The organism is uncultured Lacinutrix sp., from assembly GCF_947500605.1.
GTDB lineage: Bacteria > Bacteroidota > Bacteroidia > Flavobacteriales > Flavobacteriaceae > Lacinutrix.
This window is the reverse complement of record NZ_CANMSJ010000006.1, coordinates 106,861-132,749: the sequence shown is the minus strand read 5'-3', so window position 1 is coordinate 132,749 and position 25,889 is coordinate 106,861. Positions and strand designations below refer to the sequence as shown.

The window sequence follows — 25,889 nt, the reverse complement described above, 5'->3', positions numbered from 1 at the left end:
TGTTTTAATAAAGACCTGTTATTTAGCTAAAGGACTTATTATTTGTACATTTTGAAAGGCTATTGCACCTCTAATTATTCCAGAGATAACATCTTGCAATGCTTCAATAATTTGCATTTTTAATTCACTTTTATGATAAATAATACTCACTTCTCTAGCTGGAGAAGGTGCATTAAATTCTTTTAAATTACTTCTTGTTTTTTCATTAATATCAAGAGTATGTAAATAAGGAAGTAAGGTCATGCCTAGTCCTTCGTTAGAGAGTTTTATTAGTGTTTCTATACTACCACTTTCTATTTGAAAACTGTCTTCGTTTTGAGCTTTAAACGCACGACATAAATTAATAACACCATCTCTAAAACAATGTCCGTCTTCAAGCAAAAGCATATCTTCAATGTCTAGATCATCAGTACTAATTGTTTTTTTACTACTTAAACGATGACTTTGTGGTATGTATGCCATAAAAGGCTCGAAATAAAGTACGCGTTCTTTTATAGATTCATTTTCTAAAGGTGTTGCAGCAATGGCAGCATCTAAATGTCCTTCGTTAATTCTAGTAATTATTTCTTCTGTAGTAAGTTCTTCTATTTTAAGTTTAACTTTAGGATACTTTTTAATAAAAGTTTTTAAAAACATTGGTAATAATGTAGGCATTACCGTTGGTATTATTCCTAGTTTAAATTCACCTCCAATAAAACCTTTTTGTTGATCTACAATGTCTTGTATTCTATACGATTCGTTTACAATATTCCTTGCTTGACTAACTATTTTTCTACCGACTCCTGTTAGTTCTATTGGCTTTTTACTTCTATCGAAAATTAAAATATCTAATTGATCTTCTAATTTTTGAATTTGCATACTTAAAGTTGGTTGCGTTACAAAGCACTTTTCTGCTGCTTTTGTGAAATTCTGTTGTTCTGCAACTGCAAGAACATATGTTAGTTGTGTGATTGTCATTCTCTATATAGGTTTCAACTATAAAAATATAAAATCTATCAATAAAAGCTATACTAATTATCATTTATTTTCGTGGTAAATTTGAGTAATAAATAACACAGATAAAAAACAAATATTATGGCATTAAATAGTTTAGGATTAGACGCAAAAAAGACGAAAGAAATCGCAGGTGATTTGAATGATTTATTAGCAAATTTCCAAACTTATTACCAGAATTTAAGAGGAATACATTGGAATATTAAAGGAAAAAATTTTTTCGATTTACATGTTAAGTTTGAAGAGTTGTATACAGATGCGAACATGAAAGTAGATTTAATAGCAGAGCGTGTACTTACTTTAGGCGAAACACCTTTACATACTTTCGACGATTATATTAAAAAAGCAAAAGTACCTGTTGGAAAAAACATATCTAAAGATAGTGACGCAGTACATTTAATTGTAAACTCTTTAGCTGAGTTATTAAAATTAGAAAGACAAGTACTTGATAAGGCGGGAGATGCTAGCGACGAAGGAACAAATTCTATGATTAGCGATTTTATTACAGAGCAAGAAAAAACGCTTTGGATGATGAATGCTTGGTTAGGAGAGAGTATCTAATTAATACATTTTTAAACAAAAAAAGCGACCATTAGGTCGCTTTTTTTTTTATGCTTAGTTAAAACCTATTCCAATAGATTAATTAACAATAAAAATTTCTATTCGTCTGTTTTTTAATCTGCCTTCTGCAGTACTATTATCTACAACAGGTTTTTCTTCACCATAACCTTGAGATGTTAGGCTTTTAGCATTTACACCTTTAGAAATTAAATATGTTTTGGCTTCATTGGCTCTTTTTTCAGATAATAACATATTTGTTTCATTGCTTCCTAAATTGTCTGTATGTCCTGCAATGTGAAATTTCATGTTTGGTTGCGTTAGCATAACTTTAGAAATATTATCTAAAGCTGCCATGCCTGTACTTGTTAAAGTTGCTTTACTATTGTTAAACGTTACAAATTGTGCAAATTCTTTTAACTCATTAGTTACTTTTAATTTTATAGCATTATTTCGTTCTGTTTGCTCTTGGTGTTGTATTATGCTTTTTTGTTGTAATTGTTCTTTTGTTGGACATCCAGCATTACTGGCTGGTCCAGGTTGTTGCGGGCATTTATCTCTACTGTCTATTACACCATCTTTATCTGTATCGAAAACTGGGCAGCCATCATCATTAATTGCTCCTTTTACTTCTGGGCATTTATCGTATTTATCTGGTGTACCATCGCCATCGTTATCTGGGCATCCACGCATGTTTGCTGGACCAAAATTATTAGGACAAAGATCTTCGCTGTCAATTACGCCATCTTTATCTGCATCTGGACAACCATTAGTTTCGAACGAGCCAAATAATTCCGGACAGGCATCTTTGTCATCGTTTATACCATCTTTATCTGTGTCTTTTCCGCCATATCTAAAAATTATTCCAGCAGAATGTTGCCAGTGTTTTAAACCATAATCTTCGAAAGCGTGTTTATAGGTTGTTTGAATATTAAATCCAAAAGAAGTTCCAATCCAAATATTTGTACCAATCCCGCCATTAACAGTTCCGGCACCTATAGTGTCTAGCCAAGTGTAACCGCCACCAATAGTAACATAAGGATCTAATACACTAAGTCCATTGGTAAATTGATATTTAAACATACCATCTAAAGCAACATATGGATATTCAAGATCGGCAGTGTCTTCTGTAGGATAATTTTCTTCTAAACTGTTAAGCGATGCGATAGCTTCAAAAGTAATTCTGTTTTTTATTAAGCGCCCGGCAGATAGTCTAAAACCTGCAGGATTTAGGTTCCAAGTTTTAAAACGGCCTAAGCCAGCTTCTTGTTCTCGAACAGGATTGTTAATAGCATTGGTTCCAAAACTAGTGGTCCAAGGATTGTTTATAGTTTGAGAATTTACGGTTTGAAAGCTTAAAGCTGAAACAATTGCAATAAGAATATAGCCAAATGGTTTCATTGGGTTTTATTTGAGATTAATTAATAGCAATAGCAAGATATACTAAAAATTAGAAAATAAAAAATAAATGAAACTTAAGCGATTAAAGTGCTTAAACCTTAGTTAAAATACGATAATATTGGTTTTACAGCAAGCCTCTAGCTTTAATTTCTAGGTATTTATTAATAGTGTCTACCGTTAAATTTTGTGGTGTAGTTAGAATAGAGTAGATGCCGTGCTTTTGGAGCTCGTTTACAATAAGTTTTTTCTCGTAGATGAATTTCTCGGCAATAGTTTTTTCGAAAATTTCGAAGGTATTATCTGCTTTTTTAGTCGTAATCTTATCTAATTCGGTGTTTTTAAAGAAAATAACAACTAATAAGTGGTTTTTTGCCAAAGCTTGTAAATAGCCTAATTGTCTATGTAGCGCATCTAACGTTTCAAAATTAGTATAAAGTAGGAATAGACTTCTTTGGTTAATAGTTCTTTTTACATCTATATAAAGCCTCGCAAAATCCGATTCGGCATAATCTGTATCTAAATTATATAAGGTTTCTAAAATAGTATTCATTTGAGATGGCCTACGTTGTGCAACAACTCTATTGCTTACGTTTCTAGAAAACGCAAACATACCTGCCTTATCTTGTTTCATTAGTGCGATATTACTAATTACAAGCGTTGCGTTTATGGCGTAATCTAAAAGGCTTAAACCTTCAAAAGGCATACGCATTACACGACCTTTATCAATAACAGAATATACAGGTTGAGATTTCTCATCCTGAAATTGATTAACCATTAATTGGTTGCGTTTTGCAGTTGCTTTCCAATTAATATTTCTAATATCATCACCAGGAACATAATCTTTAATTTGCTCGAATTCCATGGTATGACCAATTCTTCTTATTTTTTTAAGGCCATATTCCGATAGTTTATTGGTAAATGCCATAAGCGCATACTTTCTTAATTGTAAGAAAGATGGATAATTGGGCACCATTTCGTCTTTACCAAATTTGTAACGTCTAGAAACGAGTCCTATAGGCGAGTTGGTGTAAAGGTTTAGATTTCCAAAATGATATTCGCCACGTTCTAATGGGCGTAACGTGTATTTTATTTTTTTAGAATCTCCTTTTTCTACTACAGTATTGATGTTGAAATCTCTTTTTTGATATTGAAAAGGAAGCTCGTCGATTAACTTAATATAAGTTTTAAAGTTGTAATGATTTTCTATAGATATTGCAATCTCATTATCGTCGCCATTACTTAATTTTTCTGGCAATACACGAGTTGCATGTATTCCTTTCTGCTTATAAAGAATAATAAAATCTATTATCATTAATCCGCAGAAAACAAAAAACAGCATTTTTATGATGTTTAATAATCCAGGAAAAATGTATGCCAGGATAAATAAGGCAATAATGATTCCTACGACTAAAAAAAATCGAGAGGTTAAATAACTATTTTTAAAAAATGATTTCACTATCTCGGAATTTCTATAGTTTCTAAAATCTGGTCTATTACTTTAGCATTTGTAAAGCCTTCCATTTCGCGTTCTGGTGTAAGCACTAAACGGTGTTTTAATACTGCTTTAGTACAACGTTTAATATCGTCTGGAGTAACAAAATCTCTACCATTAATGGCTGCGTTGGCTTTAGCAGCATTCATAATAGAAATTGAGGCTCTTGGTGAAGCGCCTAAATAAAGATTAGCATTTGTTCTTGTATTATTTACAATAGATGCTATGTATTTTATTAAGTTATCTTCTATAAAAATAGATTTTACAATGTCTTGGTATTTTGCTATTTCCTTAGCGTTTAAAACCTTAGTAACGTTATCGAAATCTATAGCATCTTTACTCTTATGGTTACCAACAAGTATTTCTATTTCTTCTTCTAAAGACGGATAATCTACTTCAATTTTAAATAAGAAACGATCTAATTGCGCTTCTGGAAGTCTGTAAGTTCCTTCCTGTTCTATTGGGTTTTGAGTTGCAAAAACTAAAAATGGTTTTTCCATAATGTAACGGCTACCATCTATAGTGACTTGGCGTTCTGCCATAACCTCAAATAATGCTGCTTGCGTTTTTGCGGGCGCACGGTTTATTTCATCAATTAAAATAATATTAGAAAAAATAGGACCTTTTTTATATTCGAACTCTTGAGATTTTACATTAAAAATAGAGGTTCCAAGAATATCACTAGGCATTAAATCTGGAGTAAACTGTATTCTACTAAAATCGACATCTAAGGTCTTTGCTAGTAATTTTGCTGTTACTGTTTTTGCAACACCAGGAACACCTTCTATAAGCGAATGTCCATTTGCAAGTATAGAAATAATAAGTAATTCTATCATGTTGCTTTGGCCAACAATAACTTTAGAAATCTCATTCTTTACACTTTCTACAGCGTGTTGTAATGGTGCTAAATCTATACGGCTATTAAATGTTTCGTTACTATTTGTTTCGGCAGTAGTATTAACTTCGGCTTCGTTATTAGTATTATTTGTAGCGTCTATATTTTGGTTTTCTAGGTTGTTTTGATCTTCCATTTAATTTTCGTTATTTAAAAATTCTTCTAATTTAGTATTCAATACAATTAAGTCGTTTTCTGTATGTACTTGCTTTTGCTTACAATACTTTATTAAATCTATTAATGCTTTTACATCTGCTAGTGATGTTGCCGATTTAAGAGCAAGTTTTTCTATAAAATCACTATTTAAATTGGTGGTGTTTAAATAATATTGTGTTCTAATGGTTTCTAAGAAAAAGGTTATTTTCTTATCTATAATATTTGTGTATTCTTTATTCTGAAAATATAATCCGCCAATAGTTTTTGTAAATTCTACCGTTGTATTTTCTAGAGGCTCTATAACAGGAACAATACGCTGTGTACGTTTGCTTTTAAATAAAACAAACACTATTAAGGTTGTTATTGCTAAATAGAAAGCCCATTTTAAAGACGGTTGCGATAAAATATAACGTAACGGACTTTGTATTACTCTTCGTCCAGATTTATAATAATCGTCCCAAATTATTTGATCTTTTGGTAGGTAAGATAAAACGGTTGCTGCATAATCCTCATTATTATTTAGTAAATGGTAATTAGTAAAAGCAAAAGGATTTGTATGTATTAAAAAAGCACCGTTATTTTCGCCAAATTTTACTTTTATAAAGTTAACCTTTTCTTCTAATTCATCATTATAGATGGTGCCTAAAACAGTTGTGTTTAATGTGTCTATAGAAACAAAATAACTGTTCTCGATAACATCTTTAAAGATAGTTTTATTATCTGCTAAACTAGGGTTAGTAAACTCTTGTTCTGTTTCTTTTTTAATGAAACTTGTTTGTACGTTTCTAGTTTCAATGTTTAGGGTATCTGCAATCTTACCATAAAAACTAGTGGTAGATATTAATGCTGTATTTCCTTGGTTTACATATTTTAGTAAAGCATCTGCTTCTTCTCCATAAAAAGAAACATTTTTATTTATAAAAATTGTAGTAGATTTTTTTGTAGAATCTATGTCTTTATAACTAGAGTAGAAATCGTTTGTATTGGTAATGATATCTTTATCTGTGAATGTTTCTAATTCATTAAAAAGAACATAGCAACCCAACGGAATTTTATCTTGAGAATTGTAAGAATCTCTCCAGCTTAAGGCTTTAGGTTTTGCAATTTCTCCAATAATCATTAACAAGATAACTGCGCCAATGCTGTACAGTGCTATTTTTGAGCGTTTATCCATTAGTTGCCTTATTTAATTGGTTAAAAAGCTCTTGATTTTGAACGAATTTCTCTTCGTCTATAGCAAACTCACCATACCAAACATAATCGTAAACATGAGAAGCACGTTTAAATAAGTCTTTAGTATTGTGGTCTTTAATTTCACTTATGTATTCGTTATTGGTTTTATCGAAATTCCATTTTATTATTTCTTTTTTAGAGAGCTGTTGTAAAGCTCTTAAATAGAGGTAACGCGTTGCAAGTCTATAGTTTCCTTTTTTAATGGCTTTTTTAGTAAGCTTATCAAAGTTAGTTTCGGTTAAGGTTTCTTCAGTAAAATGAATAGAATCTATGGTGCGAGCTTCATTTTTAAACACACTACTTATTGGCGTTTGCATGAGGAAGCGAATAAGTAAAAACAAGGTGCCAAGGCCTAATATAGCATACACTATGTATTCTAAAACTTGATAGTTAACATCTATATCAATTCCGAAGATATCTTGAAGCCATCCAAAGAATTTTTTAAAAATTGTTTGTACTAAATTAATACCACCGGTATCGTTAATAGAGTAGTTGAAATCGCTGCCTGTATAGCGTTCCTTTATATTATCTTTAAAATAAGTAACATTTACAGTAGAAGAATCCTTTTTAATATCTAAGTCTTGCGCATTCGCAGACGTGAAACTAAAAAAAGTCAAGCATAACAGATATGTGATTTTTAGTGCTTTATTCATCTTTGCCAATCAAGTCTATTTTACTTTGTAAATAGGTGTTGTACTTTTCTTCGTGTAAATTATAGAAAAGTACACCGTAAGCTAATTGTGATAATGCTTGAGAGAAAATAAGCGTTAAAAGGAAAACTGCAAATGAGATTGTAAATAAAATACTTGCAAAATTACTGGTAACTATATCAATATTACTTTCGGCAGAAAAGTAAATGTAAATGGATAAAAGGAAACCAGGAATTGCTAGAATTAGAGTCATAATCATCAGGTTTAAAAAACCAATAACAAAACTATAACCTATTACTTTTAAAAAATTATTAATCGAAAAATCCCAGCCTTCTTTTAAAGCTTCTACAGTAGATAACTCGTTAGAAAATATAGCCATAAAAGCAATACCGAACATAGTAGAAAGGATAAAACTAATAGCATATTGTACTAAAGTACCAACAACCGGAATAAAGGCGAGTACTAATGAAATTACAAAATAACCTATATAAATTAAGATACCTAAAAGAATAAATAGGAATATATTTCCAATATTATCTTTTATACTGTCCCATATGTTTTTAGAGGTTTGATTTCCTTGAGTCTTTACATATTGTGTAATATATGAACTAGAAAAGCTATAATTAATTAAAGCAGTAATAAAATAAATTAAGACTAGTAGTATAGCTCCAAAACCTAAATATAATTGAGTTTCGGTTTCATCGCTTCCCATCCCAAATCTAAAATCTCTACTTGCTAAACCCATAAAACCGGTTACTAATAGGTAGCTAGATAGTAATACAAAAATAACACTTAATGCATTGTATCTTAAATACAGATTAATGTAGTCTTTAAAATTATATTTTAAAAAAGTAAAGTAGTTGTCTATAATGGATCCAAAAGTGTTTCTGGTACGTAATTCTATATATTTTGTTTTCAATTAATTTTCAATTTTCGGTTAAGTATAATAGGATAGAAAATATAATAATAGCTGATTAATGCTGCAGAAGCTAAGATAATACTATATGAAATTATCCAATGCATATTATCGCCATATCTTGTAATAAAACCTTCAATAAAACCAGCAATAATAAAAAATGGAAAGGTGCTCACAATAATTTTTAAACCATCTTTAGCGCCTTTCATAAAGGAGACGCGCCTAGAATAAGTTTTTGGAAACAGAAAACTATTACCCATTACAAGCCCAGCACATCCGGCAATTACAATTACAGAAATCTCAATGGTACCATGCAGCCAAACGGTAGATGTTTTTTCTAGAACACCATAGTTGTAGAAAAAAGTAATAAAAGCACCAAGCATAATACCATTGCTAAATAATACATAAATGGTACCAACGCTAAACAAAATACCCATAGCGAAGGCAAATATTCCAACTCTTATATTATTAATTGTAATGCCTAAAAACATCCCAATTTCTCCACTGCTTTTATATACAGCCATTGGTTCTCCTTTTTCAATGTTTTCAATTGTCATATTAACATAAGCATCGCCTAAAATTAAACGTACAAAACTATCATCGTTTATAGTTGAAACAGCTCCAATAACTACAGCAGCCATAAAAAACAGAAAAGTATAAAGTAAGGTTTTATGGTATTGTTTAAAAAATAAGGGAAACTCGTATTTCCAAAAAGAAACAATCTTATTATTAGTTTCTTTTTTTGTGATATAAATTTTCTGATGCGCCTCTGAAGCTAACGAGTTTAAGTATGCTAAAGTTTTACTATCAGGATAGTATGTTTGCGCATAAGACAAATCGTTTGTAAGTTGAATGTAGTAAGAAGCTAAGGTGTCTGGATTTATTTTGAGATTATTATGCAATGATTTTTCAAATGCAATCCATTTTTCCTTATTTTGCTTCACAAAAGATGCCTCGCGCATATTATAAATAATAATTTTAACGAATATACATTTCCATGAGCAATTTAGCAATTAACACTGCGCAAAATGTAAACTTAGATTACAAACTTATTGGGTTAGGAGAAAGACTACTTGCTTTTTTAATAGACGGTATTATTCTGCTTACTTATATGTCTTTAATGGAAAACTTAGTTTCTATTTCAGATATTTTTGAAATTGATGATTGGGGAAAAAGAGGATTACTAGGTTTAATTACTTTGCCTGCCTTATTTTATTCGGTGTTATGCCATATTATATTTGAAGGTAGAACCATTGGTAAAATGATAATGAAAATTAAAGTGGTGCGCATAGATGGATCACCAACACAATGGTATAATTTGTTTGTACGTTGGATGTTACGCTTAATAGACATTTGGATGTTTTTTGCTTCTATAGGTGTATTAAGTATTTTGTTTTCAGATAAAAAACAACGTGTAGGAGATTCTGCTGCCGGTACAGTGGTAATTTCAACAAAGAACAAACATAAAATTTCAAGCACCATATTAGAAGATTTAGTTGAAGATTATCAGCCTGTTTTTACTAATGTAACCCAGTTAAAAGATAAAGATGTTAGAATAATTAAGGAAGCTTTTACTATTGCTAAGAAGACTAACGACTATAAAACATTTATTCTTTTAAGGAAAAAAATAAGTGAGATTTTAAATATTGAAAGCAAGATGTACGATAAGGATTTTGTAGAAACTATTTTAAAAGATTATAACTACTATACACAAAGCATGTAAGTAGAGTAGTAAATTTGACTTTGTTAAAAAACAGATAAAATGAAAAACATTTTCGATAAAGAAATTACAAACGAGGTTGTTAATAGAATTAATAATTTAACTGAAGCAACACAACCAAGTTGGGGAAAAATGTCTGTTTCGCAAATGCTAGCACATTGTTCTGTTTCTTACGAAATGGTGTATACAGATAAGCATGCAAAACCCAATGCTTTTGTAAAAACGATGTTAAAACTGTTTGTAAAAAAAGCAGTTGTAAATGAAAAACCGTATCCTAAAAACGGAAGAACTGCTCCACAATTTATAATTACAGATGCAAGAGCATTCGAAGTTGAAAAGAAACGATTGGTAGATTATATACTAAAAACACAAGAGCTTGGTGAAGATTATTTTGAAGGTAAAGAATCTCATTCTTTTGGTAAGTTAACAGCAAAAGAGTGGAATAATTCTTTCTACAAGCATTTAGAACATCACTTAACGCAGTTTGCAGTATAATTATTTCAATAATAAAACAGTATAGTAACCAATGTTTTACATAATAGATATTTTAGGAACTTTAGCATTCTCTATTTCTGGAGTTTTAATTGCTCTTAATAAAAGAATGGATGCTTTTGGTGTTCTTATAATTGCATTTGTAACAGCTGTTGGTGGTGGTACTTTAAGAGATGTACTTATTGGTGATACACCTGTAAGTTGGATGAAGGATATGACCTTTGTTTACGTGGTTTTAATATCAACAATTTTAGCAGTAATTTTTAAATCTAAAATAGATTATTTACGTAAATCACTGTTTTTATTCGATACTATTGGGATAGGTTTGTATACCGTAGTAGGAATAGAAAAAGGAATAAACGCAGGTTTGCACCCAATTATTTGTATTGCATTAGGTACAATGTCTGCTTGTTTTGGAGGTGTAATTCGTGATATTTTATGTAATGAAATTCCTGTAATTTTCAGAAAAGAAGTTTATGCAACAGCCTGTATTCTTGGAGGTATTGTTTATTTTATTATAAAACGTTTACCAATAGAAGGGAACCTTGTATTTATAATTGCTGGATTGGTAGTTATTACGGTAAGAATTTTAGCTGTAAAGTTTAAATTGAGGTTGCCAAGTTTGTATAGATAATCATTTATAAAGCAATAAAATAGAATAGTAAATTTAGCTATTTTAAAACCTCGACCTTATCAATATAAATATTATGCATTGGCCAATGGCCTCCATCAACTTCCTGTTCTGCAATTTTATCTACCACATCTAAACCGTTTGTAACACGACCAAAAGCAGTGTATTCTCCATCTAAATGATACTGATTGCTTTGTGTAATAAAAAACTCGAAAGGAGAAGCTAATTTATAAGCATCTTCAATTTCTCCACTAGGTATAGAGATAATACCACGCTTATGCTTGTAGCCATGTCTAACATCTGGAGGTAAAAGGTAACGACCAATTTTACCACGCTTTTTTAAAACCTCTGGTTCATCACTATTTCCACCTTGTATAACAAAGTTTTTAACCACACGATGAAACTGTGTACCATCGAATATTTTGTTTTTAGTAAGAAATATAAAGTTTGCTCTATGGTATTCTACGTTGTTAAATAACTCTAAATCTATAGTGCCATATTGCGTAAAAATACGCACTTTGTTTTCTTTGTGAACTTTACCATATTCGCGAAAGAAATCCATAGCATTCTTATCGTTTAAAGGGAGGTAGCGTTCTTCTAAGCTTAGTTTAGAGCTGTCTATTTCTATTACCTTTTCTTCAATCTCAGGTTTTATAGTGTCGATTTTAGTTGTAATTTTCTCGACAGTTTTAGGTTTAGATTGTTTATCTTCACAATTAAATAATAGTAATATAGCAAGTATTAGAAGTCCTCTCATAAATGAAATTTGAATCGTTTTTAAAATCTATCGTAAAAATAGAAAATTTACCGCTGCCAGCCGAAACCTCACAGTTTAAAATGTCGCCTCCTTACAGAGGAGATTTAATTAAGCAGCAAGCAGAAAGAATAAAAAAAGCAAGAAAAAGTGCTGTAATGGCTTTGTTTTATCCAAATAGCGAAGGAGAAACTTATCTTATTTTAATTTTAAGAAAAACGTATAAAGGCGTCCATTCTGCACAAGTAGGTTTTCCTGGTGGAAAATTAGAAGCTAACGAAACCAACAAGCAAGCGGCTTTACGTGAGACAGAGGAGGAAATAGGAGTAAAGCAAAATACTATTACTGTTTTAAAAGAATTGACTCAAATGTATATTCCGCCAAGTAATTTTTATGTTAAACCATTTTTGGGTTTTGTAGAAAATACACCAGAGTTTATTAAGCAAGACACAGAGGTAGAAGATCTTTTAGAAATAAAACTTAGCGATTTTTTAAACGAAAAAATAATAACTACAAAAATAGTAACGCTTGCTAACGGTCTAAAAGTGAGTGTTCCAGCTTATAATTTAAATAATCATTTGGTTTGGGGAGCAACAGCTATGATGTTAAGTGAAGTGAAAGACTTGTTAAAGGCTACCTTTAAATAGTTGTATTTCGCTACATTTGTTAATCCTAAGAACTAAAAAAAATTATGGGTTTATTTAAACGAAATCCTTTCGGACATATATTATTTGTAAAAAAGTGGCTAATTAGAATTCTTGGTGTGCTTACACACAGGCGTTTTCGTGGCTTTAATGAATTGCAAATTGAAGGTTCCGAAATTATAAAAGACTTACCAGATACTAACGTCCTTTTTATATCTAATCATCAAACATACTTTGCAGATGTAATATCTATGTTTCATGTTTTTAATGCGAGTTTAAGCAATAGGGATGACTCTATTAAAAACGTAGGTTATTTATGGCATCCTAAGCTAAACATGTATTATGTAGCGGCAAAAGAAACTATGAAATCTGGTTTACTACCAAAAATATTTGCTTATACAGGTTCTATTAGTATAGAGCGTACTTGGAGAAGTAAAGGAGAAAATATTAACAGACAGGTTAAAATGAGTGACATTTCTGCCATATCAAAAGCCTTAGACGATGGTTGGGTGGTTACTTTTCCACAAGGTACAACAACACCATTTAAACCTATTCGTAAAGGAACTGCACATATTATTAAGCGTTATAAGCCTATTGTAGTACCTATAGTAATAGATGGTTTTAGACGCTCTTTCGATAAAAAAGGATTACGTATTAAAAAGAAAAACGTGTATCAAACTTTCGAAATTAAAAAGCCTTTAGAAATTGATTACGAAAACGAATCTATAGCAAGTATTGTAGAAAAAATAGAATACGCTATCGAGCAACATCCTTCATTTTTAAAAGTTATTTCCCAAAAAGAATTATTGGCTCAAGAAGAGCTTAATAAGCAACGTGAGTGGCTTGGAGAGTAATAAGTTTTAAAAGAATTTTATAAAAATTTAAAGCAAAAACATTTTATACTTAAACAGTAAAGCTTCTTAATAACTTAAGAAGCTTTACTGTTTAAAATGGTGTCTTTTTTCTTAGCTTCTTGGTCTTTGTAGGCTCCAATGGCCATACCTAAGGCCATGCCAATTATCATACCTATATTCATCCCAAAAACTACGCCCAGGCTTTTGTCTTCGCTAAAAGGAATACCAAAACACATTCCTAAAGCCATGCCAATAGAGAGACCTAAAGTCATTCCAAGCGACATGTAATGCCCTTCAGAAGTTAAATTTAGTTTCTTCTTAGCAAAACACATAAAAGCATTAAATTTCTTTTTTAAGGTTTTAAAGTCATCAGTATTAGCTTCAGGATTTATAATAGCCAATTCTGTTTCTATAGCGTGTTTATCAACATCTGTTAAGTCTCTACGCTCTATATCCTTTAGTATATAAATAAAACGATTGTATGTCTTAATCTCTTTCTTACTATTACTGTTAGAAGCTAAATTTTTAAGAAAAAGAATGGTTTTATTTATCATAAACTTAAACTTCTAGTTTCTTTAATTCGTTATAATTATGGTTTAATCGTTTTAAAAGAATACCATAAATTAACCAATAAAATAAAAGTAAAATTACTATAACTATACCAACAATTAATACGGTACCTACAATCATTGCAGAGTAAAACTTAAAGAGGTCTCCATTAGCAGTGGCACTTTCTATAATTGTTTTTGTTTTAGGATCGTGATCTAGAATGTATGGCAATAGAATAGCCATACTAAGCACTAAATAACCAAGATTAAAGAACACATATTGTTTAACGGTACGTCTAGTCTTTAAAATGTTTTTCATTAAAGTAGAGGCGTTATCCGTGCTATTTATCGTTTTATAATTCATATAAAACCTGTAGAAAAAGTACACTAATACAGCATAAGATATTACAGATAAAACTATAAAAACAGTAGTAGATTCAAGATCTGTAATTTGATCATTTTTACTCGTCGCTTTAAAAATAAACGACAGTGCAAGCCAAAACACCAGTTCAAGTAGACTAATAATAAAAATCCACTTCACTATCGAAGACGATTTTTTTAATATCATCTTGTATATTTCTTTATAGCTCAAAACAGGAAAATCTTTGTTATCCTCCTTCTGCCAATCTTTCTTTAATAATTCTAATTCATCCATAATTACGGATTTAAAATGGTTCTTAACTTCGTTTTCACTCTATTCATCTTCACTCTGGCATTTACTTCAGTAATACCCATTGTTTCACTAATCTCTTTGTAGTTTTTGTCTTCTAAATACAAGAAAACTAACGCTTTTTCAATATCATTTAATTGGTGAACAGCACTGTATAGTAATTTTAATTGCTGCTCCTCAGTATCATCATAATCCTCAGCCTTAATTTTAAACTGCACAGTATCAAACTCGGTTGTTTTTATAGTACGTTTAGACTTTCTGTAAAGTGTAATTGCGGTATTTAAACCCACACGATACATCCACGTACTAAACTTTGCATCACCACGAAATTTCGGGTAAGCTCTCCATAACTGGATAGTAATTTCCTGAAACAAATCGTTGTGCGCGTCGTAATTATTGGTGTATAATCTACAGACTTTGTGTACGATGTTCTGGTGTTTTTCCAGCAGTTCTACAAAACTATGTTCGAGTTCTTTATTCAATGTTTTTGGTTAGGTTACTATATAAGTAGTTTAAAAATATAATTTGTTACAAAAATATATAATATTATTTTTTTGGGCGTTACCTAAAGGTCGGGCTTTACGCTATATCTTTTGTCGAAAAAAACAAAAGGATGCCGCTACAATCCCTAACGCAAATCATCATAAATTTGGGGTTTAGTATTAAATTAAAGCTTTATGTAATGAGGTTAATAGTCTGATTGTATTTGTGTTAATTGTTTGTATAGGCGTTCTCTATAGTGTTTCTTCTTTGTCTTGAGATAGTAAGCCTTTAACAATAAGTAATTGTGCCAAAGCATAAGTAAACATAATACTAAAATCTGCAAATGGTAATGATAAATAAAATTTATTAAGTGCTAAAAGGCTATCCGAAATCATAAAAACCAACGCGCCATAAAACACCAAATTATAACTTTGCACATTAACTTTTCCATGCCTTAAATATGCAAAAGTTGCCATTGCTAAAATTACAAACATGTATAAAATTACAGGAATTAATAAATTGTTTAATCCCGATTTTAATAACCAAAATAATCCTAATGCATAAACTAAAAGTAATGCAATAAAACCATAAGGACTTTTGCTTTTATTTCTATGTTTTAAAAATACTAAGCAATAGAAAATGTGAGCTATTAAAAAAGCAATTAATCCCGATATAAAAAAATATTGAGAATGATTAACATACAATAAAAGCACGTCACCAAATAACGAAAATACCAATGCTAGAATTGTAAGTATTCTAATGTTTGTATTTAATAGTTTACTATGTTTTTTGTAAAACAGAATAAGGCTAATTACAACTAATGGTTTAGATATGTAATGTATCCAATCTAGGTTTAGCCAATTAGCAAGTAGTGTTTCAAATAAAACAATAATGGCAAATACAATGTAAAAGAAAAATGATGAGGTTGATTTCATTAAAGTTGGTTTGAGTTATGTAAAAGTATGTAATTTAAAATGCTTTATCATTCCTGAGCATGCTGTAATCCATAATAAAGAGAAGTAAAAAGAATAGTAGATTCCTGCCTTCGCAGGAATGACAGTATTACGGAATCGAAGTATTCAATAATAGAGCAAGCGAGTAATCCAAAAGTCTCCAAAAAAACAATAATTCAACAAAAGATTGCCACGTCGTTCCTTCGTCTCTCCTCACAATGACAAGTAGAATCGAGCTAATCTAACAATCCAACAAGTCGAGTAATCTAATAATCGATTGTATCTATCCATCAACTAATAAAATACTAATTCATTACGCTAAAATCTATTCAACCACATTGTCATTCGTGCGAAGGCAAGAATCCATAATAAAGAGTAGTAAAGAAGAATAGTAGATTCCTGCCTTCGCAGGAATGACAGTACTGCGGAATCGAAGTATTCAACAATCGAACAAGCGAGTAATCCAAAAGTCCCCAAAAAAAACAATAATTCAACAAAAGATTGCCACGTCGTTCCTTCGTCTCTCCTCACATTGACAAGTAGAATCGAACTAATCTAACAATCCAGCAAGTCGAGTAATCTAATAATCGATTGTATCCATCCGTCAACTAATTCAATATTAAAAATTAATTACGCTAAAATTTATTCAACCATATTGTCATTCCTGCGCAGGCAGGAATTCACAATAAAGAGAAGTAAAAAAGAATAATAGATTCCTGCCTGCGCAGGAATGACAGTATCGCGGAATCCAACAATCGAATAATCTATTTAACCATTTGTTTAACCTACAATCAATAGTCTTTGTAAGCAGTAAACCGTATCTTTGATTCTCTATTTTTATTATCTTACTTTATGAATATTCCAGAATCTAAATTACCCAGAGTTGTCATTGTAGGTGGCGGTTTTGCAGGTGTAAGTATGGCTAAGTCTTTAGCAAACAAGAATGTACAAGTAGTATTAATAGACAAACGGAATTACCACACTTTTCAGCCTTTATTATACCAGGTGTCTTCGGCAGGATTAGAACCAGATTCTATTGCCTATCCACTTAGAAAAATTATAAAAAACCATAAGCATACTTATTTCCGTTTAACGGAAGTAGAAGAAATAGATGCCAACAAAAAGGAAATCCATACAGATATTGGTACGCTTACTTTCGATTATTTAATACTGGCTACAGGAACAAAAACAAATTACTTTGGTAATAAAACAATTGAAGCTCATAGTATGCCAATGAAAAAAGTGCCTCAAGCACTTAATATTCGTAGTTTAATCCTTCAAAATTTTGAAAGTGCGGCAGTAAGTAATAATAAAGCCGATCGCGAAGCATTACTAAATTTTGTAATAGTTGGTGGCGGACCAACTGGAGTTGAGCTTGCAGGAGCAATTGCAGAGCTTAAAAACCACATCTTACCAAGAGATTATAAAGATATAGATGCTAATAGAATGCAAATACATTTGCTAGAAGGTAACGCAAGAGTATTGCCACCTATGAGTGAGCATGCTTCTAAAAAAGCAGAACAGTTTTTACATAAATTAGGCGTTAAAGTGCATTGTAACACGTTTGTAAAAGATTACGACGGTAAAACGGTAACTACCAATTCTGATTTAGTTTTACAATCCGAAACCTTAATTTGGGCAGCAGGAGTAACAGGACGACCAGTAAAAGGCCTGGATGCAAAAGTTATAATGGAACACTCAAACCGTTATAAAGTAAATAGATATAACCAAGTAGAAGGTTACAATTCTATTTTCGCACTTGGTGATATTGCATTAATGGAAACCGAAGCTTTTCCAAAAGGACACCCACAAGTAGCACAACCAGCAATACAACAAGGAAAACTATTAGGTAAAAATATACTAAGGTTAATAGAAAATAAACCACTAAAAGAGTTTACCTATAACGACAAAGGTTCTATGGCTACCGTAGGTAGAAATAAAGCTGTTGTAGATTTAAAACATTATAAATTTGCAGGCTTTTTTGCTTGGTTTGTTTGGATGTTTGTACACCTAATGTCTCTTGTAGGTTTTAGAAATAGAGTAATTGTATTTTTTAATTGGACTTACAATTATATTAATTTCGATAAGGCTGCAAGGTTAATAATAAGGCCTTATAATAAAAAATAGGTTTGTTGTTCTTACTTATGCAATGACGCTAAAATCTATTCAATCACATTGTCATTCCTGCGTAGGCAGGAATCCACAAGCATTGAATACACAAAGTAGATTCCTGCCTTCGCAGGAATGACAGTATTGCGGAATCGAACAAACGAATAATCTAATTATCCAACCAATCCAACCAATCCAACCAATCCAACCAATCCAACGAATCCAACAAACACTCCAGCCTAAAAAAAAGACAGTTCGGTAAGTATAAGTTTTAAAAACGATAGTGTAAACGCACCTTTGTGCTATCAATTAAAATCAACGAACCAACTATGAAGTCTTTTATTGGCATTTTAATCACACTAGTCACTTTTCAGCTTTCTGCGCAAACCATCGTTAACGGAACGATTACAGACGTAAAAAACAATCCAATAGAAGGAGCCAACGTATATCTCGATGGCACTTACGATGGAGCCACTACAAACGCAGAAGGCCAATTCAGTTTTAAAACTACGGAAAGCGGCACACAAACGCTAACCGTATCTTATATTTCTTTCGAGACCTATTTGATGTCAAGCGACGTTTCGACTTTAAATGGTCTAAAAATCACTTTAAGAGACGATGTAAACGCACTTGATACCGTAGTGCTTTCTGCAGGAACGTTTTCGGCTGGCGATAATAGTAAAGTCTCTGCTTTAACGTCTATGGATGTTGTAACTACGGCAAGTGCACTTGGCGATTTTGTTGGTGCATTACAAACATTACCAGGTACAACAACTGTTGCCGAAGATGGTAGACTGTTTGTACGAGGCGGTGAAGCCGAAGAAACCCAAATATTTATAGATGGTATTCGTGTGTTTACACCTTACACACCATCGGCAAACAATACGCCAACTCGCGGACGCTATTCACCATTTTTATTTGATGGTATTACTTTTTCTACAGGTGGTTACAGTGCAGAATACGGTCAGGCTTTATCAAGTGTATTGCTATTAAGTACTATCGATGAGCCTACTCAGGAAAAAACAGATATTGGTATTATGTCGCTTGGTGCAACACTTGGTAACACTCAAAAGTGGGAGCGAAGCTCGTTAAGTGTAAATGCATCGTATATTAATTTAGCGCCTTATCAAGCTGTTTTTAACGATAGAAACCAATGGCATAAACCTTTCGAAACCATTTCTGGAGAAGCAGTTTACAGATATAAAACTAACAATGGCATGTTGAAATTGTATTCAGCTTTCGATAAAAGTAATTTCGAATTAACCCAAGAGGATATTAATAATCCTGAAGGTTTACGTTTTAAACTAGATAATTCTAATCTTTATCTTAATGGTTCTTATACCGAAAAACTAAAAAACAGATGGAAACTAGAATCAGGAATCAGTTACACACATGCTAAAAATAAAGTGAATATTGATGCCAATGCTATCGATGATACCGAAAATTCAATCCATGCAAAACTAAAACTCCGCAAAAGTTTTAGCAATCGTTTTAAATTAAACTTTGGTGCAGAGTATTTTACAACCCATTTTAACGAAGTATTCCAGAACGAAACCATACAACCTTTAGATTACGGCTTTAAAAATAATATATCTGCTGCTTTTACAGAAGCCGATGTTATTTTCTCTAAAAAGCTAGCGTTAAAAGCAGGATTGCGCGCAGAATATAGCGAACTTTTTAAAGAAGCGACCATTGCACCAAGATTCTCTTTAGCTTATAAAACAGGAGTTAAAAGTCAAGTGTCTTTAGCGTATGGTAATTTTTACCAAAACCCAAACTCTAATATTTTAAAGTTCGAGCAGGATTTAGAAGCACAGCAAACACAACATTATATTTTAAACTACCAATACAATAATGATGGTCGGATTTTTAGAGCCGAGACGTATTACAAAAACTATAATAACCTAGTTAAATACGATACCGAGTTTACAAGTTTCGATGCTAATTATAATAATTCAGGTAACGGATTTGCTAAAGGATTAGATCTCTTTTATCGCGATAATAAAAGCATAAAAAATATAGACTATTGGGTAAGTTACTCGTATTTAGATACAGAACGCGATTATAGAAACTACTCAAAAGCAGCACAACCTAATTTTGCAAACAAGCACAATATATCTGTAGTTGGAAAATATTGGATAGAAAACTGGAAAAGCCAAGTTGGTTTTAGTTACACTTTTGCTTCTGGTAGAACTTACACCAACCCAAACGAAGATGGTTTTTTAAACGCAAAGACTAAAAGTTACAATAGTTTAAGCCTTAATTGGGCATATTTATTAAGTCCGCAGAAAATTCTATATTTCTCTGTAAACAATGCTTTAGGTTTTAAAAATGTAAACGGTTACCAATATGCAAACACACCAGATATTAATAATAATTTTGCTAGTCGTGCTTTAAGGCCTGCAGCCGATCAATTCTTTTTTGTAGGTTTCTTTTGGACTATTAGCGAAAACGGAACTGATAACCAATTGGATAATTTGTAATAAGATTGTGGCTTTGCTTTAGTGATTTCAAATTTGAGAGGATTTCAGTCACAACATCTATCCTTGTTCAAAAATAATATTTCTTTCTGTATTTTTCTTATACATGTTCTTAGGAGTAATCTCTCTGTTTGCAGTTAAAGAATAGTTCTTACTATTTGGGTTTAGAATATAATCGAGTTGATGCGCGATCATTTTTTCAAAAGGAACAAGGAAGTCTTTAGTTTCGCATTGTTCTAAATTACCTTTTTTAAGTAAATTTAATACAGTATAAACAGATTCAATAGTACTAAGGCAAAGAGACTCTGGTTGCTGTTTTATAATAAATTTAGATTTTATTTTATTATCAAAACTTACTCTTTCTAGCTTTTGCAAGTTCTTACTTAGTTTAAGCATTTTGCGGGCGCATGGCCATGTGCCATCAATAAGGAAGATGGTTGGATTGCTACCCATAAAAGAATTCATTTCTGAACTTTTTCTCATGGATAAGTTGAAATTATCTTTTCCGGGATAAAGTAAAAATGAAGGACTGTTTTCTTGAGCCAATATTTTATTTACACGATTATTATTGGTAAAATCGACACCAACTATAATTTCTGAATTTTCAAGTTGAAGGTTAGTTATATGTCCAGTTCCGTTTTTTTCTTTTTTGTACTCCTTTGGGTGCATAAGAATAATAAAACGAGTTTTAGTCTGCAAAGGACTAATGTGTTCACAAATACATGTACTTGAAGGTCTCATGCATTTGTAACATGTTATTCTTGGATTTTTTATTTCTACTTGCAAGTTTACTCTTTTGTTTTTTTTAGATGATTATAGCAGCGTGGCTAGGCACGTAATGTAGCAAATAAAAACTGAATAGAAAATACTGTGATTGCTTTCGTAAATAAGATAAAACGAAGCCGTTATTTATTGGATAAGTTGAGGAAATAGAATTAAATTTATGATAGGCTAATTTTAGAGTGTTAAGTAAAGTTGTTATAAGATTCTTAAAATTTAGATTAACATATATGAATAATGAAATAAAAAAAATGAGGCCAAATAGTTAAGCTTAGTAGAATAAAAGTATTAATATCTATTAACTCATTTAAAAACCATTTTGAGTATTGATTCTAAAATATGCTAATAGATTTAATTAATGGTTCACATTGTTAAAAACGAAGGAGATTTATGTTGTTAGCTGGGATTAATATAAACAACCGAGCATAAGGTCTTTTTATTTTTTTCTTAAATTAATTCTATTGTATCAATTATAAGTTTAAAGTTTTCATCTTTTTTATTGCCAACTAAAAATACAACTTGCTCTATAAAATCATGTGAAAAATTAGGAGCATCTAATCGTCTGCCTCGAAAAGAAGGATACATATCTTTTAAAACTATTTCAACATCTTCCCATTCATTTGAAGTAGAAAACGTAGTGATATAAGAATAATAATTTCCAGAATTATCTTTAACTCTAAATTGATAATCTTTGCCATCTCCTTTTAACTTGATTTTTATTTTATTGTATTTTTTTACTTCAATTTTATTACAATTATATTGAACAGACGAGAAACCTCCATTGTTTTCTAAAGAGACATGTCCTTCAAAAACTCCAAATCCATCTGAGTTGAGTTTGAATTGACTTGATGATCTTCCGCCCATTACCACATCATCAACAACATTCCATTTTTGAACGTCTGAATCTTTATTAAAATCAAAAATCATTTTAGAATTCATTCCTTGTAAAAAAATTAATATACACATCAAATATTTCATTATTCAAGTATAAGTTGTTTAACAATATTTTTATAAATTTAAACAAAATAATGATTGATTGAGAATAAAGTGGAACTTCTTTTTACAGATTTAGTTGTTTGATCGCAATATTTTTAAATTCAGTATAAAGGTTAGTTTTTCGGAATTCAATTCAATTTTTGTTCTTTTCTCCTTTTTTGATATTCCTGAAAATGTCATAGGTAACTAAAATTCCAAAAAGAAGAATAATAATAAAGTCAGAAATTTGTTTTGCTCTAATGTCTTCATATAATTCAAATCTTAAAGGATAAAATATGATGTAGATTATCAGAGTTATTACCAGGATTAATATTATAATAAATCTCGAAAGATACTTCCAATTCATTCGTAAGTATAAATTTTTCTAATTATAGCTAACAATTATACAAAGTAATAGTCAGCCACATACAATACATAAAGAAAACCAAAACTATTATTAAATCCTTACGGTTTCCTTCAATTAATTTAATTATTAATATCAGCAAGCTAATATTAATAGATAACAAAAAAAAGTGAAGAACTACGTATTTTATAGTTTGTAAAAAAAACTTATAAATCCCTGTTTTCGGGGATGCTTATAAGGTTTGCAATTCCTACATTTGTGTATGTTTTTAAAGTTCCGTTACTTTTTTTATTTTCTGTTTATATGCTATACTTCCATTGGTACGGCACAAACGGCAACATTGGTTATTGAAAGTGAAGAAAAAAAAGTAGATGAGCTTTTTTACTATTATAATAACGGTTTAGATAAAAAAGCATACGAACAAGCCCATAAATTATTAGGTACTTTTAAATCTAATAAAGCGATAACGAATACCAATTTATTACTGGCGTACTACCATAATAAATATGTAGCCAATGATTCGTCCATTTATTACACACACAAAGCACTTAAAAGTAAAAAGAATATTAAAGATTCTTTAGGCGTACGATTAACCATATTATCTTATCAATTACTTGCTTTAAATAACAAAAACAAAGGTTTATATCAAGAAAGTAAAAAGTGGCATTTAAAAGGAGCAGAGCTTAGTGAAAAACATAAGGAAACAAACTTGTATTATACGCATATACATGGGTTGGCAAGTACTTATGTTACACTTGGTAAAACGAAAGAAGCTTTAGAACTCTTTAATAAATGTATTCAGTTTTCTAACGATGAAGAACTTATTTTAGGAAGTTACATCAATTTAGGTTCTATCTATTCGTCACTTTCAAATTACGAAAAGGCTAACGACTATTTACAGAAAGCAAAAGCCATTTGCGAGAAAGATACCCATAGAAAACAAGCCTTAGTAAATGTTATTATTAATATAGGAGATAATTATTTAGGTATAGGCGAAACAGACAAAGCCCTTACGGCTTTCTACGATGCAAAGAAAATAAGTAGAGACAATAGGTCTTATGGTTTAGAGCTCATTATTTTAGGTAAAATAGGTACAGTGTTATTTAATGAAAAAAGAGATAGCGAAGCGCTTTTAATTTTTTCAAATTCTTTAATTAAAGCTGTGAATTTGGGAAATCTAGATATTGAGATGAATAGCTATCTTATGTTAGAGAAACTCTCGGTTAGAAAAGGAGATTATCGCAGTGCTTATAGTTACGGTAAACACTATTACCAGATAAAAGATTCTATCGATAATTCGCAAACACAAAAAGAGATTAATAGTTTAGAAGTTAAGTTTAAAACGCTAGAAAAAGAAAAAACGATAAAGCAATTACAGATAGAAAACTTAAATAAAAGTTTAAATATTAAAAACAAAGATGCAGATATAGAAAAGTATAAACTGCAAGAAGCCATAATTGCAAAGCAAAACGAAAATCAGGTATTACAATTACAAAATGGAGTTGAAAAACGTAAAAATGAAATTGCATTACTAAAAGAAAAAGAAGCTTTAAAAGCGGTAGAGTTAGACCGAGAAAAGACTATTAAATACATTGTTCTTGTGGCTTTTTTCATTTTATTAGTTCCTATTGTTGGACTTTTAGTTATCTACTATCAAAAATTGCAAGCGCAAAGTTTACTTAATCTAAAAGAAAAAGAGATTAACGAGCAACAAGTACTTTCGTTAAAAAAAGACCAAGAATTAAAGCTAATTAAAGCTTCTGTTAGAGGTCAGGATCAAGAGCGTAAAAAGATTGCTCAAGAAATGCACGATAGTGTTGGAGGTAATTTGGCGGCTATAAAATTACAATTCAGTCAGCTTTCTAATCATCCAGATAAGTTAAAATTAATCTACAGTCAGTTAGACGATACTTACGAGCAAGTAAGAAATATATCTCATAATTTATTGCCGAAAAAAATTAGAGAAAATGAGTTCGTTTTTCTTATTAAAGAATACATTAATACGGTAGAAGAAGCGAGTGAGATAAATTTTAATGTTTCATTTTACGACGAAGAAAACATCAATAGTCTAAACAAGATTTTACAAAACGAATTGTTTTCTATTTTTCAAGAATTAACCACCAATACACTTAAGTACGCTAAAGCGGAAACCATAGACATACAATTAGACCTTTTAAACGAATGTCTGTTTTTTGTTTACGAAGACGATGGTATTGGCTTCGATGTATCGAAAACCACATTAGGTATAGGTTTAACAAATATTAAGAATAGAATTGAAAATTATAATGGCATATTGCATATCGACTCTAAAGCGAATAGAGGTACAAATATCCATATAGAAATCCCATTAAAAGCATTAACAAATGAAGCATAACCTTATTATAGCCGACGATCATAAAATGTTTTTAGATGGTTTATTAAGTATTCTAAAAACCGAAAGTAATTACAATATTCTCTTTACGGCAAAGCATGGCGGACACGTTAAAAAATACATTACAATAAATACTGAAGAAAAAATAGACCTTGTAATTACCGATGTTACAATGCCAGAAGTAGATGGTATTGCTTTAAATAAGTGGATAAAGAAAACTAACAGCAATATAAAAACACTGGTGGTTAGTATGCATAATGATCCAAAAATTATTGACGAGCTTATAGAGAGTAATGTAGATGGCTATCTTCAAAAAAACGCTCAAAAGGAAGAGTTTTTAAAAGCGATAGCAACTATTTTAGAAGGTGAGAAGTATTTCTCTAAAGAAATTAAAGACATCTACCTGCAAAACAAGTTCGAAAAGAAAAAAGAAAAGGAAATTAAACTAACCAAAAGGGAAGTGGAAGTGATTTCGCTAATTGCGGAAGAATTTACCACCCAAGAAATAGCCGATAAATTGTTTTTAAGTAAACATACTATCGAAAGTTACCGCAAAAACCTGATTACAAAACTAAATGTTAGAAATCTTGCCGGTCTTACCAAATACGCCATTAAAAAAGGCTACGTATCGTCATAATAAACACCTGTTTTTAACAACTATATTTTAAGGGCTCTATTTTATAATAGCGCCCTTTTTTATTGCTTTTTTCTTAAAAGCTAGTACACCAGTGGTTTACTAGAAAACAGACTTTTTCTGGTTTGGCTAT

The 25,889-nt window shown here is 30.9% G+C and carries 25 protein-coding genes; 10 read left to right on the top strand and 15 right to left on the bottom strand.

Features of this window, described 5'->3' with window-relative positions; genetic code table 11:
• Positions 1-18: 18 nt before the first annotated feature.
• A complete protein-coding gene (locus tag Q0935_RS10405) occupies positions 19-957 on the bottom strand; it encodes a hydrogen peroxide-inducible genes activator (protein ID WP_299385627.1) in 939 nt (312 codons plus the stop codon).
• A 117-nt stretch (positions 958-1,074) separates the two neighbouring features.
• On the opposite strand from Q0935_RS10405, the gene Q0935_RS10400 reads away from it, so the two are divergent.
• A complete protein-coding gene (locus Q0935_RS10400; RefSeq protein ID WP_299252321.1) occupies positions 1,075-1,554 on the top strand; it encodes a Dps family protein in 480 nt (159 codons plus the stop codon).
• 78 nt (positions 1,555-1,632) lie between these two features.
• Here Q0935_RS10400 and Q0935_RS10395 read toward each other — a convergent pair whose 3' ends face one another.
• The 7 genes from Q0935_RS10395 to Q0935_RS10365 form a co-directional block, all read right to left on the bottom strand.
• On the bottom strand, positions 1,633-2,952 hold the full coding sequence (locus Q0935_RS10395; RefSeq protein WP_299385624.1) for an OmpA family protein: 1,320 nt from the start codon (positions 2,950-2,952) through the stop codon (positions 1,633-1,635).
• A gap of 124 nt (positions 2,953-3,076) precedes the next feature.
• Positions 3,077-4,408, bottom strand: coding sequence for a DUF58 domain-containing protein (locus tag Q0935_RS10390; protein ID WP_299385622.1), 1,332 nt, complete (start codon positions 4,406-4,408; stop codon positions 3,077-3,079).
• Positions 4,408-5,475, bottom strand: coding sequence for a MoxR family ATPase (locus Q0935_RS10385; protein WP_299385619.1), 1,068 nt, complete (start codon positions 5,473-5,475; stop codon positions 4,408-4,410). Before Q0935_RS10385 ends, Q0935_RS10390 begins: the two co-directional genes overlap by 1 nt.
• Complete coding sequence (locus Q0935_RS10380) at positions 5,476-6,669, bottom strand: DUF4350 domain-containing protein (RefSeq protein WP_299385617.1); 1,194 nt, start codon at positions 6,667-6,669, stop codon at positions 5,476-5,478.
• The gene (locus Q0935_RS10375) at positions 6,662-7,381 is read right to left on the bottom strand and encodes a hypothetical protein (protein ID WP_299385614.1); all 720 of its coding nucleotides are present in this window, start codon (positions 7,379-7,381) and stop codon (positions 6,662-6,664) included. The genes Q0935_RS10380 and Q0935_RS10375 overlap by 8 nt, the downstream gene beginning before the upstream one ends.
• Positions 7,374-8,297 (bottom strand): hypothetical protein, encoded by a 924-nt coding sequence (locus Q0935_RS10370; RefSeq protein WP_299385611.1) that lies wholly within the window; start codon positions 8,295-8,297, stop codon positions 7,374-7,376. The genes Q0935_RS10375 and Q0935_RS10370 overlap by 8 nt, the downstream gene beginning before the upstream one ends.
• A complete protein-coding gene (locus Q0935_RS10365) occupies positions 8,294-9,256 on the bottom strand; it encodes a stage II sporulation protein M (protein WP_055437522.1) in 963 nt (320 codons plus the stop codon). Before Q0935_RS10365 ends, Q0935_RS10370 begins: the two co-directional genes overlap by 4 nt.
• A 35-nt stretch (positions 9,257-9,291) precedes the next feature.
• On the opposite strand from Q0935_RS10365, the gene Q0935_RS10360 reads away from it, so the two are divergent.
• From Q0935_RS10360 to Q0935_RS10350, 3 genes are read left to right on the top strand one after another with little or no spacing between them, the layout of a single operon-like run.
• Positions 9,292-10,017, top strand: a complete 726-nt coding sequence (locus Q0935_RS10360; RefSeq protein WP_299385609.1) for an RDD family protein — start codon at positions 9,292-9,294, stop codon at positions 10,015-10,017.
• 39 nt (positions 10,018-10,056) lie between these two features.
• On the top strand, positions 10,057-10,509 hold the full coding sequence (locus tag Q0935_RS10355; RefSeq protein ID WP_299252352.1) for a DUF1569 domain-containing protein: 453 nt from the start codon (positions 10,057-10,059) through the stop codon (positions 10,507-10,509).
• A gap of 31 nt (positions 10,510-10,540) precedes the next feature.
• Positions 10,541-11,140: a trimeric intracellular cation channel family protein gene (locus Q0935_RS10350; protein WP_299385606.1), complete on the top strand. Its 600-nt coding sequence runs from the start codon at positions 10,541-10,543 to the stop codon at positions 11,138-11,140.
• Positions 11,141-11,177: 37 nt separating this feature from the next.
• Here Q0935_RS10350 and Q0935_RS10345 read toward each other — a convergent pair whose 3' ends face one another.
• Positions 11,178-11,894 (bottom strand): peptidylprolyl isomerase, encoded by a 717-nt coding sequence (locus tag Q0935_RS10345; RefSeq protein ID WP_299252358.1) that lies wholly within the window; start codon positions 11,892-11,894, stop codon positions 11,178-11,180.
• Positions 11,895-11,896: 2 nt separating this feature from the next.
• Here Q0935_RS10345 and Q0935_RS10340 point away from each other — a divergent pair, with 2 nt between their 5' ends.
• Both Q0935_RS10340 and Q0935_RS10335 read left to right on the top strand, forming a co-directional pair.
• The gene (locus Q0935_RS10340; protein WP_299385603.1) at positions 11,897-12,538 is read left to right on the top strand and encodes a CoA pyrophosphatase; all 642 of its coding nucleotides are present in this window, start codon (positions 11,897-11,899) and stop codon (positions 12,536-12,538) included.
• Positions 12,539-12,582: 44 nt separating this feature from the next.
• Entirely contained in the window at positions 12,583-13,389 is an 807-nt protein-coding gene (locus Q0935_RS10335; protein ID WP_299252364.1) for a 1-acyl-sn-glycerol-3-phosphate acyltransferase, read from the top strand.
• A gap of 74 nt (positions 13,390-13,463) precedes the next feature.
• On the opposite strand, the gene Q0935_RS10330 is transcribed toward Q0935_RS10335, so the two are convergent.
• The 4 genes from Q0935_RS10330 to Q0935_RS10315 all read right to left on the bottom strand — a co-directional run bounded on the left by Q0935_RS10330 (position 13,464) and on the right by Q0935_RS10315 (position 16,025).
• The gene (locus Q0935_RS10330; RefSeq protein ID WP_299385600.1) at positions 13,464-13,943 is read right to left on the bottom strand and encodes a hypothetical protein; all 480 of its coding nucleotides are present in this window, start codon (positions 13,941-13,943) and stop codon (positions 13,464-13,466) included.
• Positions 13,944-13,947: 4 nt separating this feature from the next.
• Entirely contained in the window at positions 13,948-14,592 is a 645-nt protein-coding gene (locus Q0935_RS10325; RefSeq protein ID WP_299252369.1) for a hypothetical protein, read from the bottom strand.
• A gap of 2 nt (positions 14,593-14,594) precedes the next feature.
• Positions 14,595-15,089 (bottom strand): RNA polymerase sigma factor, encoded by a 495-nt coding sequence (locus Q0935_RS10320; protein ID WP_299252372.1) that lies wholly within the window; start codon positions 15,087-15,089, stop codon positions 14,595-14,597.
• A gap of 252 nt (positions 15,090-15,341) precedes the next feature.
• Positions 15,342-16,025 (bottom strand): lysoplasmalogenase, encoded by a 684-nt coding sequence (locus Q0935_RS10315; protein ID WP_299385597.1) that lies wholly within the window; start codon positions 16,023-16,025, stop codon positions 15,342-15,344.
• An 870-nt stretch (positions 16,026-16,895) separates the two neighbouring features.
• On the opposite strand from Q0935_RS10315, the gene Q0935_RS10310 reads away from it, so the two are divergent.
• Positions 16,896-18,170, top strand: coding sequence for an NAD(P)/FAD-dependent oxidoreductase (locus Q0935_RS10310; RefSeq protein WP_299385595.1), 1,275 nt, complete (start codon positions 16,896-16,898; stop codon positions 18,168-18,170).
• Between the two features lie 311 nt (positions 18,171-18,481).
• Positions 18,482-20,635, top strand: a complete 2,154-nt coding sequence (locus tag Q0935_RS10305; protein ID WP_299385592.1) for a TonB-dependent receptor — start codon at positions 18,482-18,484, stop codon at positions 20,633-20,635.
• Positions 20,636-20,692: 57 nt separating this feature from the next.
• Here the strand turns inward: Q0935_RS10305 and Q0935_RS10300 are convergent, their stop codons facing one another.
• Both Q0935_RS10300 and Q0935_RS10295 read right to left on the bottom strand, forming a co-directional pair.
• Positions 20,693-21,418: a tRNA-uridine aminocarboxypropyltransferase gene (locus Q0935_RS10300; RefSeq protein WP_299385590.1), complete on the bottom strand. Its 726-nt coding sequence runs from the start codon at positions 21,416-21,418 to the stop codon at positions 20,693-20,695.
• Positions 21,419-21,859: 441 nt separating this feature from the next.
• On the bottom strand, positions 21,860-22,378 hold the full coding sequence (locus tag Q0935_RS10295) for a CIA30 family protein (protein WP_299385588.1): 519 nt from the start codon (positions 22,376-22,378) through the stop codon (positions 21,860-21,862).
• A gap of 635 nt (positions 22,379-23,013) precedes the next feature.
• Here Q0935_RS10295 and Q0935_RS10290 point away from each other — a divergent pair.
• Both Q0935_RS10290 and Q0935_RS10285 read left to right on the top strand, forming a co-directional pair.
• On the top strand, positions 23,014-25,125 hold the full coding sequence (locus Q0935_RS10290) for a tetratricopeptide repeat-containing sensor histidine kinase (RefSeq protein ID WP_299385585.1): 2,112 nt from the start codon (positions 23,014-23,016) through the stop codon (positions 25,123-25,125).
• A complete protein-coding gene (locus Q0935_RS10285; protein WP_299252406.1) occupies positions 25,115-25,759 on the top strand; it encodes a response regulator transcription factor in 645 nt (214 codons plus the stop codon). The genes Q0935_RS10290 and Q0935_RS10285 overlap by 11 nt, the downstream gene beginning before the upstream one ends.
• Positions 25,760-25,889 lie beyond the last annotated feature (130 nt).

Bases quoted from the DNA above. Each gene is read 5' to 3' on its own strand.
- Q0935_RS10405 (WP_299385627.1), bottom strand. From the start codon at position 957: ATGACAATCACACAACTAACATATGTTCTTGCAGTTGCAGAACAACAG.
- Q0935_RS10400 (WP_299252321.1), top strand. From the start codon at position 1,075: ATGGCATTAAATAGTTTAGGATTAGACGCAAAAAAGACGAAAGAAATC.
- Q0935_RS10395 (WP_299385624.1), bottom strand. From the start codon at position 2,952: ATGAAACCATTTGGCTATATTCTTATTGCAATTGTTTCAGCTTTAAGC.
- Q0935_RS10385 (WP_299385619.1), bottom strand. From the start codon at position 5,475: ATGGAAGATCAAAACAACCTAGAAAACCAAAATATAGACGCTACAAAT.
- Q0935_RS10380 (WP_299385617.1), bottom strand. From the start codon at position 6,669: ATGGATAAACGCTCAAAAATAGCACTGTACAGCATTGGCGCAGTTATC.
- Q0935_RS10375 (WP_299385614.1), bottom strand. From the start codon at position 7,381: ATGAATAAAGCACTAAAAATCACATATCTGTTATGCTTGACTTTTTTT.
- Q0935_RS10365 (WP_055437522.1), bottom strand. From the start codon at position 9,256: ATGCGCGAGGCATCTTTTGTGAAGCAAAATAAGGAAAAATGGATTGCA.
- Q0935_RS10360 (WP_299385609.1), top strand. From the start codon at position 9,292: ATGAGCAATTTAGCAATTAACACTGCGCAAAATGTAAACTTAGATTAC.
- Q0935_RS10355 (WP_299252352.1), top strand. From the start codon at position 10,057: ATGAAAAACATTTTCGATAAAGAAATTACAAACGAGGTTGTTAATAGA.
- Q0935_RS10350 (WP_299385606.1), top strand. From the start codon at position 10,541: ATGTTTTACATAATAGATATTTTAGGAACTTTAGCATTCTCTATTTCT.
- Q0935_RS10345 (WP_299252358.1), bottom strand. From the start codon at position 11,894: ATGAGAGGACTTCTAATACTTGCTATATTACTATTATTTAATTGTGAA.
- Q0935_RS10340 (WP_299385603.1), top strand. From the start codon at position 11,897: ATGAAATTTGAATCGTTTTTAAAATCTATCGTAAAAATAGAAAATTTA.
- Q0935_RS10335 (WP_299252364.1), top strand. From the start codon at position 12,583: ATGGGTTTATTTAAACGAAATCCTTTCGGACATATATTATTTGTAAAA.
- Q0935_RS10330 (WP_299385600.1), bottom strand. From the start codon at position 13,943: ATGATAAATAAAACCATTCTTTTTCTTAAAAATTTAGCTTCTAACAGT.
- Q0935_RS10325 (WP_299252369.1), bottom strand. From the start codon at position 14,592: ATGGATGAATTAGAATTATTAAAGAAAGATTGGCAGAAGGAGGATAAC.
- Q0935_RS10315 (WP_299385597.1), bottom strand. From the start codon at position 16,025: ATGAAATCAACCTCATCATTTTTCTTTTACATTGTATTTGCCATTATT.
- Q0935_RS10310 (WP_299385595.1), top strand. From the start codon at position 16,896: ATGAATATTCCAGAATCTAAATTACCCAGAGTTGTCATTGTAGGTGGC.
- Q0935_RS10305 (WP_299385592.1), top strand. From the start codon at position 18,482: ATGAAGTCTTTTATTGGCATTTTAATCACACTAGTCACTTTTCAGCTT.
- Q0935_RS10295 (WP_299385588.1), bottom strand. From the start codon at position 22,378: ATGTGTATATTAATTTTTTTACAAGGAATGAATTCTAAAATGATTTTT.
- Q0935_RS10290 (WP_299385585.1), top strand. From the start codon at position 23,014: ATGTTTTTAAAGTTCCGTTACTTTTTTTATTTTCTGTTTATATGCTAT.
- Q0935_RS10285 (WP_299252406.1), top strand. From the start codon at position 25,115: ATGAAGCATAACCTTATTATAGCCGACGATCATAAAATGTTTTTAGAT.